Source organism: Nostoc sp. (assembly GCF_036917615.1).
Classification (GTDB): Bacteria; Cyanobacteriota; Cyanobacteriia; order Cyanobacteriales; family Nostocaceae; genus Nostoc.
In genome coordinates this window covers 24,883-39,240 of record NZ_JBALCZ010000065.1, presented here as the reverse complement: position 1 = coordinate 39,240, position 14,358 = coordinate 24,883, and the positions used below count along the sequence as shown (strand labels likewise).

Annotated in this window: 17 protein-coding genes and 1 pseudogene; 5 read left to right on the top strand and 13 right to left on the bottom strand. The window is 40.8% G+C overall.

Features of this window, described 5'->3' with window-relative positions:
- The first annotated feature begins 228 nt into the window (after positions 1-228).
- Both V7K85_RS23160 and V7K85_RS23155 read left to right on the top strand, forming a co-directional pair.
- Positions 229-543 (top strand): hypothetical protein, encoded by a 315-nt coding sequence (locus V7K85_RS23160; RefSeq protein WP_334793824.1) that lies wholly within the window; start codon positions 229-231, stop codon positions 541-543.
- Entirely contained in the window at positions 533-901 is a 369-nt protein-coding gene (locus tag V7K85_RS23155) for a pentapeptide repeat-containing protein (RefSeq protein WP_334816936.1), read from the top strand. Before V7K85_RS23160 ends, V7K85_RS23155 begins: the two co-directional genes overlap by 11 nt.
- Before the next feature lie 147 nt (positions 902-1,048).
- Here V7K85_RS23155 and V7K85_RS23150 read toward each other — a convergent pair whose 3' ends face one another.
- On the bottom strand, positions 1,049-2,065 hold the full coding sequence (locus tag V7K85_RS23150; protein WP_334816935.1) for a LysR substrate-binding domain-containing protein: 1,017 nt from the start codon (positions 2,063-2,065) through the stop codon (positions 1,049-1,051).
- A 327-nt stretch (positions 2,066-2,392) separates the two neighbouring features.
- Here V7K85_RS23150 and V7K85_RS23145 point away from each other — a divergent pair, with 327 nt between their 5' ends.
- The 3 genes from V7K85_RS23145 to V7K85_RS23135 all read left to right on the top strand — a co-directional run bounded on the left by V7K85_RS23145 (position 2,393) and on the right by V7K85_RS23135 (position 4,733).
- On the top strand, positions 2,393-3,082 hold the full coding sequence (locus V7K85_RS23145; protein WP_334816934.1) for a cadmium resistance transporter: 690 nt from the start codon (positions 2,393-2,395) through the stop codon (positions 3,080-3,082).
- Between the two features lie 100 nt (positions 3,083-3,182).
- A complete protein-coding gene (locus tag V7K85_RS23140; RefSeq protein ID WP_334816933.1) occupies positions 3,183-3,845 on the top strand; it encodes a hypothetical protein in 663 nt (220 codons plus the stop codon).
- A gap of 462 nt (positions 3,846-4,307) precedes the next feature.
- Positions 4,308-4,733 carry a YidH family protein gene (locus V7K85_RS23135; protein ID WP_334816932.1) on the top strand — a complete coding sequence of 142 codons (426 nt, stop codon included), beginning with the start codon at positions 4,308-4,310 and terminating at the stop codon, positions 4,731-4,733.
- Between the two features lie 8 nt (positions 4,734-4,741).
- Here V7K85_RS23135 and V7K85_RS23130 read toward each other — a convergent pair whose 3' ends face one another.
- The 12 genes and pseudogenes from V7K85_RS23130 to V7K85_RS23075 form a co-directional block, all read right to left on the bottom strand.
- Positions 4,742-5,464 (bottom strand): class I SAM-dependent methyltransferase, encoded by a 723-nt coding sequence (locus V7K85_RS23130; RefSeq protein WP_334816930.1) that lies wholly within the window; start codon positions 5,462-5,464, stop codon positions 4,742-4,744.
- 177 nt (positions 5,465-5,641) lie between these two features.
- Complete coding sequence (locus V7K85_RS23125; RefSeq protein WP_334816928.1) at positions 5,642-6,346, bottom strand: mobilization protein; 705 nt, start codon at positions 6,344-6,346, stop codon at positions 5,642-5,644.
- Positions 6,347-6,730: 384 nt separating this feature from the next.
- Positions 6,731-7,258: a hypothetical protein gene (locus V7K85_RS23120; RefSeq protein ID WP_334816926.1), complete on the bottom strand. Its 528-nt coding sequence runs from the start codon at positions 7,256-7,258 to the stop codon at positions 6,731-6,733.
- A gap of 129 nt (positions 7,259-7,387) precedes the next feature.
- Complete coding sequence (locus V7K85_RS23115; protein WP_334816924.1) at positions 7,388-7,564, bottom strand: hypothetical protein; 177 nt, start codon at positions 7,562-7,564, stop codon at positions 7,388-7,390.
- Positions 7,565-7,792: 228 nt separating this feature from the next.
- Positions 7,793-8,002: a hypothetical protein gene (locus V7K85_RS23110; protein ID WP_334816922.1), complete on the bottom strand. Its 210-nt coding sequence runs from the start codon at positions 8,000-8,002 to the stop codon at positions 7,793-7,795.
- Positions 7,999-8,625, bottom strand: coding sequence for a nuclease A inhibitor family protein (locus tag V7K85_RS23105; RefSeq protein WP_334816920.1), 627 nt, complete (start codon positions 8,623-8,625; stop codon positions 7,999-8,001). The genes V7K85_RS23110 and V7K85_RS23105 overlap by 4 nt, the downstream gene beginning before the upstream one ends.
- A 112-nt stretch (positions 8,626-8,737) precedes the next feature.
- Entirely contained in the window at positions 8,738-9,280 is a 543-nt protein-coding gene (locus V7K85_RS23100; RefSeq protein ID WP_334816918.1) for a hypothetical protein, read from the bottom strand.
- Positions 9,281-9,422: 142 nt separating this feature from the next.
- Complete coding sequence (locus V7K85_RS23095) at positions 9,423-10,226, bottom strand: HEAT repeat domain-containing protein (RefSeq protein ID WP_334816917.1); 804 nt, start codon at positions 10,224-10,226, stop codon at positions 9,423-9,425.
- A gap of 19 nt (positions 10,227-10,245) precedes the next feature.
- Complete coding sequence (locus V7K85_RS23090; RefSeq protein WP_334816915.1) at positions 10,246-10,806, bottom strand: hypothetical protein; 561 nt, start codon at positions 10,804-10,806, stop codon at positions 10,246-10,248.
- A 15-nt stretch (positions 10,807-10,821) separates the two neighbouring features.
- Complete coding sequence (locus V7K85_RS23085) at positions 10,822-11,538, bottom strand: pirin family protein (RefSeq protein ID WP_334816913.1); 717 nt, start codon at positions 11,536-11,538, stop codon at positions 10,822-10,824.
- Positions 11,539-11,934: 396 nt separating this feature from the next.
- Positions 11,935-12,508 (bottom strand): annotated as a pseudogene (gene dps, locus V7K85_RS23080) (DNA starvation/stationary phase protection protein Dps).
- A 115-nt stretch (positions 12,509-12,623) separates the two neighbouring features.
- Positions 12,624-13,673, bottom strand: coding sequence for an aldo/keto reductase (locus V7K85_RS23075; RefSeq protein ID WP_334816911.1), 1,050 nt, complete (start codon positions 13,671-13,673; stop codon positions 12,624-12,626).
- Positions 13,674-14,358: the final 685 nt, after the last annotated feature.

Here is a 14,358-nt window from a genome sequence, read left to right as displayed (position 1 = left end):
TAAATAAACAACCTTTATCTACTATGGGGGTTAAAATAGAAGCTGTCCACAGTTAAATTCGTTGGCGTTTGTTTCGAGGATGTGTAGAAACTGAGGGGGATTGTAAGAAAGGTCACAAAGCTTAGAGGATGCTTGGAAAGTTAAAAAAAGCTCTAGTCTCTGCTCCCCTTAACCTTAAGTTGAGGAGTATCTTAGATATAGAAGTTTAATTCTTGTTGGGTGGCGATTGTGAATACAGAGGAATTCCTGCGATTAATCGAAAAGCAGCCCCTATGTCCTCAGACACTGCCAAAAGGGCTGCAAGCAATGTGGTATGACAAAAAAGGTGATTGGAGCAAAGCTCATGAAATACTTGGAAATGCCAGCGATGCCGATAGTGCTTGGGTTCATGCTTACCTGCACCGCAAAGAAGGCGATTTGAACAATGCCCATTACTGGTATCAGCGCAGTGGTCAGCCAGAGTTTCCAGGAGAACTAAGCCAGGAATGGGAACAAATAACTTCTGTATTGTTAAGCAAGGTCAACGTGACGCATGAATGCTGAGGAATTAAAACGGCGTTTTGCCGCCGGGGAAAGATATTTTCCAGCCGTCAACTTGAGTAACAACAAGCTGATTGGATCTTATTTGCCTGGAATCAATTTATGGGGATCTGACTTGAGTGGAGCCAACCTAGCTAAAGCTAAACTCTGGGGAGCGGATTTGAGTAGAGCTAACTTAGCCAAAGCGAACTTGACCAGAGCTAATTTGAGCGGTGTCAAACTGAATGAAGCAAATCTCCGGGGAGCCAAACTCAACTATGCCAAGTTGTATGGAGCGAATCTGACTGGCGCTTACTACGATGAAAGCACGCGGTTTTCTAGAGGTTTTGACCCCATCAGTAGAAATATGCAAAAGGTGTGAAGGGGATTGGGCACTGGGGACTTCCCTGCAAGCGGATTTAATATTACAGTGTTTTTCAATTCATCTGTCAGTCGTATAGAATTCATGGCTTTATTCTGTACGACTGACGCCTTGATTGTTTCTGATTAAATTGGCGAAAGTATTGCTTTAAATAATTGATTTTGATAGGTGTTGATGTGAGCCATCTAACATAGACGATACCAACATTTGTTCAAAGACTTTGGAAAGAGCAGTTTGAAAACGCTGACGATGCTTGAGCTTGAAAAAAGGTCGAACTATTTCTGCGTAGGCGTAGCCCGCACTTCGGCTGCGCTCAGTGACCACCGTAGGCATCGCACCGTTGCCTTCTCTGTTATCAATAACTCGAATTACCCGCAGAGTTCCCAGCTGTATTTCTTTTTTTACCATCAACTCAGAAATTCCAATTGCACCTACACCATCTTCGATCGCCGCTTTTGTCATCTCTCCACTGTTGAATACTAAAATTACATCCAGTTCACTGAGATTGATTCCCCAATTTTGGAGGGCTTCCTCAAACCTTTGCTGGGTTCCAGAACCTGGTTCTCGCATCACCCAAAGGGTTTTAGTTAATTGGGTTAAATCAATTTCTCCCCACTCAAACCAAGGATGTTTTTGACCTACGACAATTTGCAAGCGATCGCTTCCCACAATTTCGTACTCCAAAGTCCCCTGGAGCGCTGGCTTCACATCTCCTTCTACCAAACCCAAATCAAACTGTCCTGTCGCCGTTCCGACACAAATCTCTTCTGTGTTGGCAAGGCTACAGTGAATCTGGATACCGGGATATCGGCTTTTAAACTCACTAATCTTGCTTGGTAGCCAGTAGTTACCAATTGTCAGACTCGACCCTAATTTCAATTCACCCCGTTGCAGATTGTTCAATTCTCGCAATCCCCTTTCAGTCAAGGAAACTTGATCGAGAATTTTCTGCGCCTCCACTTGCAATAATTTACCAGCTTCAGCAATCTCGATATGGCGACCAATCCGATGGAACAGTTTCACTCCGTATTCTTGCTCTAAGTTGTGGATTGCTGCACTGACGGCAGGTTGTGTAATATAAAGCTCCTCTGCTGCGCGAGTAAAGTGTAACTGCTGCGCCACAGCCAGAAATATTTTTAGCTGTTCAAGCGTCATTCCTGCCATTTATGGTATCCCTATAACTTGGTGTCAAATTTTTAATCACTTTCATTTATCATTTTGACAAACAAAAGCATTTGATTCTATCGGTTAGTTTGACTAAAGTATAAATCAAGGCTTCGGCACGAACTCAAACAGCTAAAGCAAGGTTTAAAATTCCAGCAGAACAAAGCACATGACACGTCAGTGACAACGACACAGATCATAATTTAGCATTCCTACTCAATATAAGATTTTTGATGCCAGTATTTTGGATATCGTCAATCCAACCCAAAATCTAAAATCTAAAATCCAAAATTGAATGACTAAGCATGAAAATAAGGACTTCTACAAATGAGCGGTTTAGTAACTGCAATTACCACAGGGATAACGGCATTCATTGCCACCAACATCGATGATATTGTGATTCTGACGTTGCTTTTTTCACAAATAAATAAAACATTCCGCAGTCGTCACATCCTTGCTGGTCAGTATCTCGGTTTTGCTGCATTGATCATTGCTAGCCTTCCCGGTTTCTTCGGTGGACTAATTATACCGCAGGACTGGATTAGACTACTTGGTTTAATGCCAATAATCATTGGTGTGAGTAGTTTACTAAAACGCGAAGAGGATTCACCAGAGGAAGCCGAAGAAGAAACCGAGCCGTCTTGTCCCTCTATAATTGCTAGTTTTGTCTCTCCGCAAACATGCAATGTAGCTGCGATCGCATTTGCGAATGGTAGTGATAATATCAGCGTCTACGTGCCCCTGTTTGCCAATTCTGAATTAGATAGTCTGCTGACAATACTAAGTGTATTCTTGACGTTAGTGGGTGTGTGGTGTTATACCGCTTATAAGTTAACCTATTTGCCTGCGATCGCTCACTTTTTAACTGAGAATGGCAACACTTTTGTGCCTTGTATATTGATTGGACTGGGTATATTTATTGTTACAGAAAATGTTATTTGGACTCTTTTATCTGTAGTTTCTAGTTATATATTTTCATTGATTTTAGGTTTCAATACTCAGCCGTCGAGTGAATAACAATAAAAATTAAGTATCTAAAAATAGGTGGATCATGAATTTTCTAACCAAAAGGAATTTCAAACTGAAAAATATATTATCCATTAACAGGAGCCAAAATATGAAAATCTGGAAATCTCTGCTAATTGTCTTGCTGATTTTCGCTAATCTCGCCTTTGCTCAACCTTCTTTTGCTGATAGACCAAAATTTAGCAAAAACCCTGACTATATCGAAGTCACTAAAGCTCTTAAGCAACTCTCCCAGACAAAAGATGCTCCAACTCAAGTTGAAGGTCTCACACCAGAAGAAATTCAAAAGAGAATGGAGGAATTAACACTGCAAAAATATGCTTTAGAGACGGGAACCAACTGGGGTCAATGCGATAACCAAACAGGTAATACCATAGCAGTATACGGCAAAAGACCAAATGATGAAGACAATGAAGATACCGTATACGACAATAATCTGTATTTTCTAGCTAATGGTCAGTCCACTAAAAAGAACTGGGATTGTGATGGCATCTATCTAGGGAATGATGTCAAGGTAGCAAATTTCACTTTTAATCCTAATGGGCAAGGTCAAAAATTGACAGGGCCGGCTGCTCTCAAGATCCTTGATGGAACTCAGTTGGTGGTTAAGACAAATCCAGATACTGCTGCGATTGAATTGAATGTTCCTAATGTGAAAGTTATTAACAGCAATGAGGCTAAGTGGTTTATCCCAGATATATCGCAGGCTCTCATAGATACACGAGTTCCTAATGCGCCTAGCAATCAGTCTTGAAATAGAACTGCATAGTCTATTTTTGAATGATTGTTGTGAATTGAAATAGGGTAACAGCCAAAATCAGAAGATAAACAGGACAAACACTGGTGAAAAACCTCTCTGATCTTGGCTGTTTTGTTGATGACCTTTTATTACTTATACTTGCTCTATACCATCAATTACGAATTACGTTAGCGTAGCCTCTTCTCTACGAGAGGCTGCCGCCAACGAGTATTCGTACTCCTGCAAAGAAGCAAGCTAGCAAGAGCGTCTCGTAAAGAGCGTCATTACGAATTATTCGGTCAGGCTTGTTTTATTTAGATATCTGCATTACAATAAATTTTGAAAAAAATGTACAATCACAAGAGGTATATTTCATGAGCGCAACTATTGCGCTGGGTGCAAGTCATCTGGAAGGAGACTTGCTATCACCTCCGCATTTTTTTGAGAGGAGCCTGTTTGGGGATAAGGGTGTTATTGATGCAGTTATTGAAACCTACAGAAGAAGATAAAGATAAAAAAAAGCCAGGCCGACTGAATCCTTCCAGAGTCCGAGATCACTTGGCAAATGAGCGTACCTACCTCGCTTGGATGCGGACAGGGATCGCTCTTTTAGGTTTTGGTGTCGTCATCGTGCGTTTGCGTGCTTTCCAAGCACCTTTGATACCCCGTCCCGGCACCGGCTGGAAGTTAGGTTTAGTCTTCTCGCTGGTGGGTTTAATCACAGTATGGCTCTCAACGGGGCACTATTTCGCTGTCCGTCGTGATATCGAAGAAGATACTTATGAACCAACAGACCGCTGGGTGTTGCTGTTTAGTCTCGCTGTAATGATTCTCGGAGCTGGGGTAATCTATTTTGTTTTTACAACTTCTTTAGATCCATCAAGTCCACTTATCCCTGAGTAACAGTATTTTTAAAACCGCACCTTATATAACTCGAATAATTCCCCTGATTTGTGCGTTACTACTTTACCACCAGCCGCCTTAATCGTTTTTTCCCACTTAGCCAAAGGTTCTAGAAATACCTCAGCCCCCAAATAGGTTTCCAGAACTGCCCAATCTTCCGCTAAAGGCTGTTCTGGATTGAGAATGTCAAACACAAAATGTCCACCTGGTTTTAACACCCGCTTGACTTGTGCTTGTACAGCATCCCAATATTCTAGTGGAAAATAGCAGCTAAATCCTGTGGCGATCGCTAGGTCAAACTGCTCTGATGAGTAGCTTAACTGATGAGCGGCTCCCAACTCAACACCTTTGAACAGCTTGGAATTCAACTGTGGACCACGGGAATTAAGGGTATCGCGTGCCACATTACTGATTTCTTGCCCATAAAAAAATGCTTGCCAATCTCGCCAAGGATAGATTAAAAAGCTGATACCACAGCCAATATCTATACAGTGCTGGTTTTTTTGAGGTTTAGCAATTTCCCAAAAAGGGGAAGCAATTCTCCCTGAGAAACTCCCAGCAATCCACTCACGGAATATCGGCATCGCCTGGACTTCGGTTGGGAGTTCAAAGGTTTCACCTTGATACTCTCGGTTAAAGCGATAGGCGACTTGGGCTAATCTTTCGTCCCAGTTTGTTGATTTGGGTGAAGCAAAGAGATTTTGGAACTGCGAATCGGACTTTTTAGACATTAGGTTTTTGCTGCTCTTTCTAAGGATTGTAGTCAAATTCGCTTTGCGATGTCTGTTGACAAGCCACTTCTCTACGAAAGGCTACGCTAACGTGTCTACGCACCCCCATCCAATTTCCTGCTGAGGTTTGTCCAAAATCATTGATACCAATGACTAATGACCAATGACTAATGACTGCTATTCAACTTTTTCATGCCAGATACCTACTTTCTCAAAAGCACCATAAGCAAGCTTCAGAAAATTCATTACTCTCTGTCTCCCAATTATCCCAAATTCTCTATACTCTCTAGCCTCTGCAAACGTCAGGTGATTTTGGTCAATTATGTTTCTTTCTCTATATGCTAACTTCGGAAAATCTAGAACTTTTATCTGATATTTATTTACTATGTTCTGAAAGTTGGAGTCTGACTCTATATGCTCCCAATCATCACACAGCCCTAAATTCCTCACCAGAATATGAGAGATTCTCTCACCATAGGTATTCACTGACTGAGTAAACAGGTTGATGCTGTCGTATCCTCCTGTCGATACAAACCATTTGCAAAACATCACTCCCTGCGAACTTCCTAGTTCAATTAATTGATTAGAGTCAATCCACCCTTGTACTGCTCTATGCGATTGTGCGGCTAAATTCACAATGACTGGTTTCTCTATCGCCCACTCAAATATTCTATCTGCCTTATTTGCCTGTCGTTCATTCTCACTAAACACAGCATACTTACATATCTCCTTATATACCCCTGCGACATCTGGATTCGATCTATCTGTCTCCACTGGTACAAACGGGATTTTCTTATCCAGACAATACTGAATCATTGTCCTAGTAAAGAGAGACTTTCCTACCCCGCCTTTTTCACCATCCACAAAATGAATCGTCGGCATTACAGCCACCTCTAATACTTATTTAAAGTCTGATACATCTTTTCCAAGCTAAGAACTTTTTGGCGGTTCCTGCCTAGTTGTTTTGGTAGTTTTATAAGAAACTATAACCTTTCTTCTGAGCCGATTGAAGCTAATCTAGCAGAAAGTAAACCTTCTCTGGCAGTAATAGTTCTTCTTTGTCCTTCTCTTGTAACTTTTCTAGGGAAGCTAGAGTCGCTTGGAGTTTATCATGGGTTGAGGAACGTAGCAAGATCCCGAAGGGTAACCTAACATTTTTCGTGGTTTGTTAGGTTTCACTTCCCTATGGGACGCTGTTGGCGAACGTTCAACCCAACCTAGAACTGCGAATCGGACTTTTTAGACATTAGGTTTTTGCTGCTCTTTTTAAGGATTGTATTCAAATTGGTTTTGCGATGGCGTAACCGCCCGCCGAAGGCATCGCACCCCAATCCAATCTCCTGCTGGGGTTTGTCCGACTTCGTAGGTGTAGCCAACATCCCAAAAACTGATACTGTAGAGAGTACGATCGCTTAAACATTGGTTCATAAACTGGCTGAGTTTGCGGCTATTATACTCATTATCAGCACACTCAACAGTTAGCTTTTCTACGATCACCATTGCTGCGGTTTGTAGTGCAAGTTCAATAGCAGATGTTTTAGTTTTAGCGTATGCACTCACAATTTGATGTTGATAAGTATAGTTGTATCCGCCGTGGTAGTAGCCGTAGTTGGTAATTGGGGTGAGATTATCAAGCAAAATTTTAACTTCAGTTATCAGAGTTTGAGTTGCTTCGCTTGGTGATTCTTCGCAGACAATTTGTGTTGTGGGTTGATTGCGATCATCATAGCTTACTTGATCGGTGACTGTGGGGGCAAGACAAAACCAGTGGCGATCGCTAATTTCACCAACCACAATGGAAACGGAAAAATATCGATGTTCCCACTCAAAGTATTGATGTGCTGTTTTGGGAACAGATAAATTATATGCTTGAATATTTTGCAGATTATTTTTAATTAACTGCTGGAGTTGTTGATAGTAACCTTAGCGTTGATTAGCGATACTTTCGTTCCAACTGTTGTCCCTGCGTTCAGAACGTGGCGGGGCATATTCATAATCAGAAGTTTCCTGATTAGTAGGAGTTTCCCATTCTTCAATTTTTTGCCAATGCTTAAAAGCAAGTTCTATGTCAGTGACATTAACAAAACCTTCGGAAATCATCAAATTCCAAATGTTAAATTAACCTTGGCTTGCGCTTTCCCAAAGAAACCAATCCGAGCAGAGTATTTCTAATGTACCAAGAAGTTGTTCTGTTTCCGAGTGCATAGTATATTAGTTAGGTGTAATTTAATTACAGATATGTGATTGATAAAGTTGCAGTCGCTGCTACTGTCACAATTCAATAATAAATATGGCAGTAATTTCTATCTGATTGCAGTTGTAATCGAGTTACGTCCAAATAGCGGTTGTCTCAACACCGAGAAAATCATTTTCTGGTGTTTTTACAATTATATAGATTGAGAATCCACTGATGCGATCGCTGAAAGTATAGGTTAAAACATTTTGTAGCTTCGTTAATAGGAAATTGCCAAGATTGTTTTGTCCTAATCCTTCAAAATCTCTAATTTCTATATACTTTGATGATATGAGTAATTTCAAAATAATTTTTCCTTTGTTTGTGCATTTTCCCAAACCAAATCAGACCAATGATAGCCATTGAAAATTTTAAGTTCAGACAATAATGGTTCCAATTTTATTTTCAAGCTAATCCCGGCTGTTGTTGGTGTATATATTTCTGGATAAACAGTTGTACGAGGATACCAAACCCGATAATCAACTATCGGGAAAATTCCAATCCAATCTCCTTCTTGGGTTTGTCCAAGAATTAACATTATTGAAGCCGAAAATTTTATGATTTTAATGACCGAAGTATTTTCTTGTAAAATTTTAAAAAAATGTGAGCTTTGCTCAGACATCTGCTGAATTTCGTCAATTTTGGGATATTTAGGAGCAAAACCAAAATCAGATTGCCTCCTATCTTTTGCTTGTTGAATTTGACTTTGCCAGTATTGGTTTAACCATTCAGGTTCAACTTCTTGGAAATATCCGAGATGTTCTAAAACACGAACTATACTAAATTCTCCCTGACTTTGGGTATCCCAAACGAAAGGCGCGTAATGGTAATCGGATTCACTAGAATACCATAATCCTTCTGAAACAATCTCAAGAGTAGCTAAAAGCTGTTCAGTTTCTGGTTTTAAATCATTTGTAATTAAATACATTTGTATCTCCCGATAAATTCAGAGAATAACTGTTTTATGAATATGCTTGTAGCAAAGCAGATTTAAATGGTTGCAACAAAATACCAAGAATTTTATCAACATCATTGATGTATTATTCAACTATGTCAATGTATGCTGTTATTCCTTCCAACATTAAAAACCGCCAGTTCGTTCCACTAGTGACAACTCCATAGATTGTCTTAACTTCTTGTTGAGTATTTCGATTGAATAATTGGGCAGCTATCATAGTGGCAATACATTGTCCTAAACCACTTTTAATATTTTCATTCTTTGCCTCAATAATTGTAATCACAGGAACTTTAATGTAAAACTGTTCTTCAGAACCACAGAGAATGAAATCACAAAACCCATTCAATCCTTTACTAGCATCTACATCAAAATCTGTACCGGAAAACAGAGAAATTTGATAATTTAACTGCCGTCTAACTTCCGTTAAAACTGGCATAATTAGTAATTCTGAACGAGCTTTTTCCGTGTTGATGGCAGTTGCTAGTTGAGTATATTCTTCTAAAAGCGTTGTAAAGGTAGCGGAAGGTTGAATAGGCGACACTTCTTTGAACAGATTCCGCTTTTCATTAATTACAAGCTGAAAAGTCTCTCGAACTTTGGCGAGTGTGAAATCACTGTATGCCATCTGCAACATCCTCCATTATTCACAACTCAACTCTAGCGGTTGCGCGGACAATTCGATTGCTATCCTCAGCAAGTTGCTAGCGTAAAACGCTTGGAGTCGCGGGGTTATCTGCAACGGCGTAGCGTTCCAGCCAGGATGCAGACTACGCTTTTTGTGTCAATACTTCACGGGGAGTTAGGGGATGAAGCAGTGTCACCAACCGGACAAAAGCATTTTCTGAACTCGCGTATTCTGCAAGTATGCTTGTTATATCATCAGTGCTGGGATTGTAGAGGCGGCTGAGTCCGCGCAAGGTGGGACTGGTTTGGCGGGTGGTGGGTTGCACAATCAAATCGCGGAGGGTTTCGCGGATGGGTGCAGGGGTGTTGGGATTTTGAGCGACTGCACGGCGAACTTCGACTTTTTCATCGTTAGCCAATTGTGTCAATATTGTTTCAGCTAGCTGAGAATTACTAGCCACAGCAGTACGTACACTAGGGTTTTCGTCACTTGCGAGAAGTTGTAAAACAGTAATTGGTGTATTACGGTTAGTCGCTACTTTGGTTCGTACCTCTACTTGTTCATCCTGCGCCAGTAATTCCAAAACGCTTACAGGTGCATTGATTGCAGCAGCAACAGCTTCACGCACGGATATTGCTGTATTTTCTGCCAAACGCAACCACAAAGCCTCTGTGAAATTGGGATGGCGAACTAAACAAACACGCACTTCTACAGAAGGATCTTGGATCAGAATGCCCAGCAATTGCGGTGTTAAGCTGGGATTGTATGCAAGCGATCGCACTATACTATCATCGGTTGTAGGTGGAATAAACGCTTGCGGATCAGGTGTTGCACCAATAAATTCTCTTCTTGCTAAAATCTCCAATGCTTCTATAGGTGTGCGAGGATTACCAGCTATGGAACGCAGCACATCATTATGATCGCCCGGAAATGCACTTTTGAGCATATCTACTGTTTGATTTGGCCTATTTCCAGAATTTTGGGTACTCAGAAGCTAAAACTCGCCGAATTTCCCGTAAAAGCTTGGTGCGATAAGACTCATTTTGCCCTATTACCTCTAAAACATACACTGGTGTTTCAGGATTTTTGGCAATTTCGACTTTAATATCATCCTCAGCATAAAGTATTAACTCTGCTAAAATTCTTAGTTTTAGTTGTTCAGGGGTTTGAGAATTTTGGGCAACAGCAAGCTTGACATTAGAATTGGGATACAGTGCCAATCGTTCTAAAATTTCCACTGAAACTTGCGGATGTTCGGCAACATCAGTGAGAAATCTAATCTCATCCTGAACCCATTTTTCAGATATTGCTGGCGTTGATCCTGCTTTTCTCTCTTGTTCTAGTTTCTTTGCTCTTAATGCTTCTAAATCAATATTTGCTAACTCAGCTAAAAACCTTGTTGGTGTATTTGGCTGTTTTAACAAAAAATAACGAAGTTCCTTATTTTTCCAAGTTGGCTGGTTTGTTAGTAATTCGTTGAAAACCCGCTCTAAAATACTAGCTGGTAAATTTTTCCTTTTTTTCAAAAGCTGCTTAGGATATTAACCCAAATCGAAAAGCAAGAATTCACCGCCGATGTTGGTGCTAATTTCTAGCTGTTCTTCGCCGTTAATTTGCACTCCATCACCGGCTCTGAGTTCCTCGCCATTCAAGTTAACTATGCCTTGCGCTATTTGTAACCAGGCGTAACGACCAGGTTTTACTTGATAATTAACGACATCACCATCCTCTAAAACAGATGTGTATAAATCAACATCTTGGTGAATTGTTACAGCACCATCGCGCCCATCTTTAGCAGCAATTAAGCGGAGTTTGCCACGCTTTTCTTCTAGGGGAAAAGCTTTTTGTTCATATCTTGGTGTCAACCTTTCTTCGTCAGGAAGAATCCAGATTTGTAGCAAGTGTAGTGGTTCAGTTGGTGAGGGATTAAATTCACTGTGGCTGATTCCAGTACCAGCGCTCATAATCTGTGCATCACCGGGGCGAATCACTGACCCTGTACCCAAGCTGTCTTTATGTTCTACAGCACCTTCTAAGACATAGGTGAGGATTTCCATGTCACGATGACTGTGGGTAGGGAATCCAGCACCGGGGGCGATGCTATCGTCGTTAATCACCCGCAGAGAACGAAATCCCATCCGGTTGGGATCGTAAAAACTACCGAAGGAAAATGTGTGATAACTATCGAGCCAGCCGATTTGAGCGTGACCACGGGCATTGCGATCGTGAATTAAGTGGGTAATTGTATTTTGAGACATAAATTTACCTCGTTGTTAATGAATATTTAGTTAGGAATCGCTCAACTTGTGATTTTAGTTTTTTCTTCAATTGTCGAAGATATTTTTGAATTTTTTGACCTAGTTTTGAACTATTTCAATAGTAAAGCATGTACATATAAAATGAAAAGTACGCACTTAAAAGTGGCGTACTTACCAAAAAGATACTGTGAGATTTTAATTTAAATCAGTCGTGCTAGTAGGGTGTGTTATGCCGTAGGCTAACGCACCTTTAATAGTCGATTATGCTGTACTCTTAGCAATCACAGACCTTATATCAATTCTGTATCAATATGTCCTATGAGATGGTGCGTTAGGCTTTAGCGTAACGCACCCTACTACTACTACTGAGTCAGAAAGCGTATCTCTTAAAAGTGTTTATATTACACCAGCAGGTATCTTTTGAGTTTGAGTAATACCTGCTTTGTCATTCTCTGCTTTAATTTCTGCTACTTGCAGATGAGCTTCTAAGAACCAGAGTCGTTTGTCAATGGTGCGGGAAATTTCGGTGTAAAGGTCGGCGGGATCAGCATCGTCTAAGTCATTAGTTTTAGCGATCGCTTCCCGGATATGTTTAGCATAGGGTGCAAAGCGATCTGCTAAAGCTATTACATGGTCTTTACCATCCAAAATATCAAAGGGATATTCTGGCAAAATCGAATCACTAGCAGCAGCACGGGCTGTTCCAAAAGCGTATCCGCCTAAAGCTGTGACGCGTTCAGCTACCATATCGATGTACTTTTATAATTCACCAGCAAGTTCATCAAACAATTGGTGTAGCTGGTAAAAGTCAGTTCCTTTAACATTCCAGTGCGCTTGCTTTGTCTAGGTTTTCAGATCCAAAGTAGCTTGCCAAGGTTTGGTTGAGAAGTACCACGATTTGCACTCGCGCTTGCGGGGGAATGTCAATCCGGGTCGGGTAGAGACGTGATGAAATGGTGTTATCGCTCATGATTCTACGTTAATACCTTTTATATCTAACTCTATAGATAGTGGTTGGATGTGCGAAACTCTCTCACGACAGATTGAATTAATGCCGGAATATCTTACGATTTATGACTATTGGGTTAACTGCGGTGGTTTTCTATGGTATCGAATGTACCACCGAAAAGGCGATCGCGAATTACATCATTATGCAAAAAGTCATGGGGAAAACCCAGTTCAATTTGACTCACTTCATCTAACCGTTGCAGATGTTCTGGCGAGAGGCTGACATCTAAAGAAGCTAAGTTATCTTGAAACTGAGTTAACTTACGTGCCCCAATGATCGGAATAATCACACCACTTTGAGCGCGTAACCAAGCTAATGCTACCTGTGAGGGTGTGTGTCCAATTTCGGCTGCAACTTCACTGACAACTTGAGCGATCGCTAAATTCTTTTCAGAAACCTCTCCCCCCGTAGTTTTGAATCGCCCTTGTTCACCCCCTTCTTGAGGAGGTTTATTGTACTTCCCTGTTAGCACACCACCACCCAAGGGCGACCACGGCGTTACTGCCAAATCAAAAGCTTTGGCCATCGGTAGCAAGTCTCGTTCTGGTGCCCGCTGAATTAAACTATACTCAACTTGCAGGGCGACAAACTGCGTCCATCCTTGGTATTTAGCGATGGTATTTGCTTGGGAAACAATCCAAGCGGGTGTGTCAGAAATGCCGATGTAAAGTACTTTACCTTGACGGACTACATCATCAAGCGATCGCAATACTTCTTCAATGGGCGTTGTGAAATCCCAAGCGTGCAACCAGAATAAATCAATGTAATCGGTATTGAGCCGTTTTAGGCTACCTTCTAAAGACTGGATTAAGTTCTTGCGATGATTTCCACTGGCGTTAGGGTCGCCCGTCTTAGCATTCATCTGCAAGGGAAAGGAATATTTTGTCGCAACTACAAAACGTTCTCGTTCTTTAGCGATCAACTCACCAACAATTTTTTCACTGCTTCCATCGGTATAACCGTTGGCAGTATCAATGAAATTGCCCCCTGCTTCTACATAGCTATCAAAGATTTTACGGCTTTCGTCAACAGATGCACCCCAACCCCAATCTTCACCAAAAGTCATAGTTCCCAAGGAGAGTTCAGAGACTCTTAACCCGCTTTTGCCCAAGAGTTTGTATTTCATGAATATTTTCTGATTAATGAAAAAAAACTATCGAATACCATCCCAAAGGCATGATAACTGGAAACCGAGGGCGATGTTTGAGGACAAGTCTTTTAGTCTATCTAAACGTAACCTCTTGCATTGTGAATGTGATCGCTTGCAAAAATTAACACAGCCTTTCTTTATTCAACACTCAGTATTGCTTTAGTAAGGCAAGAGCGCTCACAATTCATCAGGACTTACGCAACTGGCACATTTATCTTCCAACTATCACATTCAGTAGACCGAAAAGTTTTCCAAAAGCCTTATCAGTCCCTTGTATTGTAATCTTTTGCTAAGTTTATGTAATTGAGGAAATTTTAAGTCTAGTTAATTATACAATTGCATTTGTAAAGAACCAATGCTTATTCGGAGAAAATAAATGCCTTACAAAATGTTACAAGTGACCTACTTACTTGTAAAGGACAATATACACAATGGTCTCAGTGGATTGTACCAAGCGGTACTATTGTATCTGTAGGATTCCAAAACCAAGGTAATGCTTACTATTTTTACGCTTCTCAAATGTTCGTTTCAGCAAAGGATACAGCTTATTTACAAGTTTTTAACAGTAGTTTTACATCTACAGATTATAGCTTCGTGCTTGTAGTCGCAACTGATTCTAGTTTGACTGAGGAATCTGAGCTAAAAGTAAAAATGTCAGAAT

Excerpts from the sequence above, each read along its gene's own strand:
- V7K85_RS23155 (WP_334816936.1), top strand. The coding sequence starts at position 533 with ATGAATGCTGAGGAATTAAAACGGCGTTTTGCCGCCGGGGAAAGATAT.
- V7K85_RS23150 (WP_334816935.1), bottom strand. The coding sequence starts at position 2,065 with ATGGCAGGAATGACGCTTGAACAGCTAAAAATATTTCTGGCTGTGGCG.
- V7K85_RS23145 (WP_334816934.1), top strand. The coding sequence starts at position 2,393 with ATGAGCGGTTTAGTAACTGCAATTACCACAGGGATAACGGCATTCATT.
- V7K85_RS23140 (WP_334816933.1), top strand. The coding sequence starts at position 3,183 with ATGAAAATCTGGAAATCTCTGCTAATTGTCTTGCTGATTTTCGCTAAT.
- V7K85_RS23135 (WP_334816932.1), top strand. The coding sequence starts at position 4,308 with ATGCAGTTATTGAAACCTACAGAAGAAGATAAAGATAAAAAAAAGCCA.
- V7K85_RS23130 (WP_334816930.1), bottom strand. The coding sequence starts at position 5,464 with ATGTCTAAAAAGTCCGATTCGCAGTTCCAAAATCTCTTTGCTTCACCC.
- V7K85_RS23125 (WP_334816928.1), bottom strand. The coding sequence starts at position 6,346 with ATGCCGACGATTCATTTTGTGGATGGTGAAAAAGGCGGGGTAGGAAAG.
- V7K85_RS23115 (WP_334816924.1), bottom strand. The coding sequence starts at position 7,564 with ATGATTTCCGAAGGTTTTGTTAATGTCACTGACATAGAACTTGCTTTT.
- V7K85_RS23105 (WP_334816920.1), bottom strand. The coding sequence starts at position 8,625 with ATGTATTTAATTACAAATGATTTAAAACCAGAAACTGAACAGCTTTTA.
- V7K85_RS23100 (WP_334816918.1), bottom strand. The coding sequence starts at position 9,280 with ATGGCATACAGTGATTTCACACTCGCCAAAGTTCGAGAGACTTTTCAG.
- V7K85_RS23095 (WP_334816917.1), bottom strand. The coding sequence starts at position 10,226 with ATGCTCAAAAGTGCATTTCCGGGCGATCATAATGATGTGCTGCGTTCC.
- V7K85_RS23085 (WP_334816913.1), bottom strand. The coding sequence starts at position 11,538 with ATGTCTCAAAATACAATTACCCACTTAATTCACGATCGCAATGCCCGT.
- V7K85_RS23075 (WP_334816911.1), bottom strand. The coding sequence starts at position 13,673 with ATGAAATACAAACTCTTGGGCAAAAGCGGGTTAAGAGTCTCTGAACTC.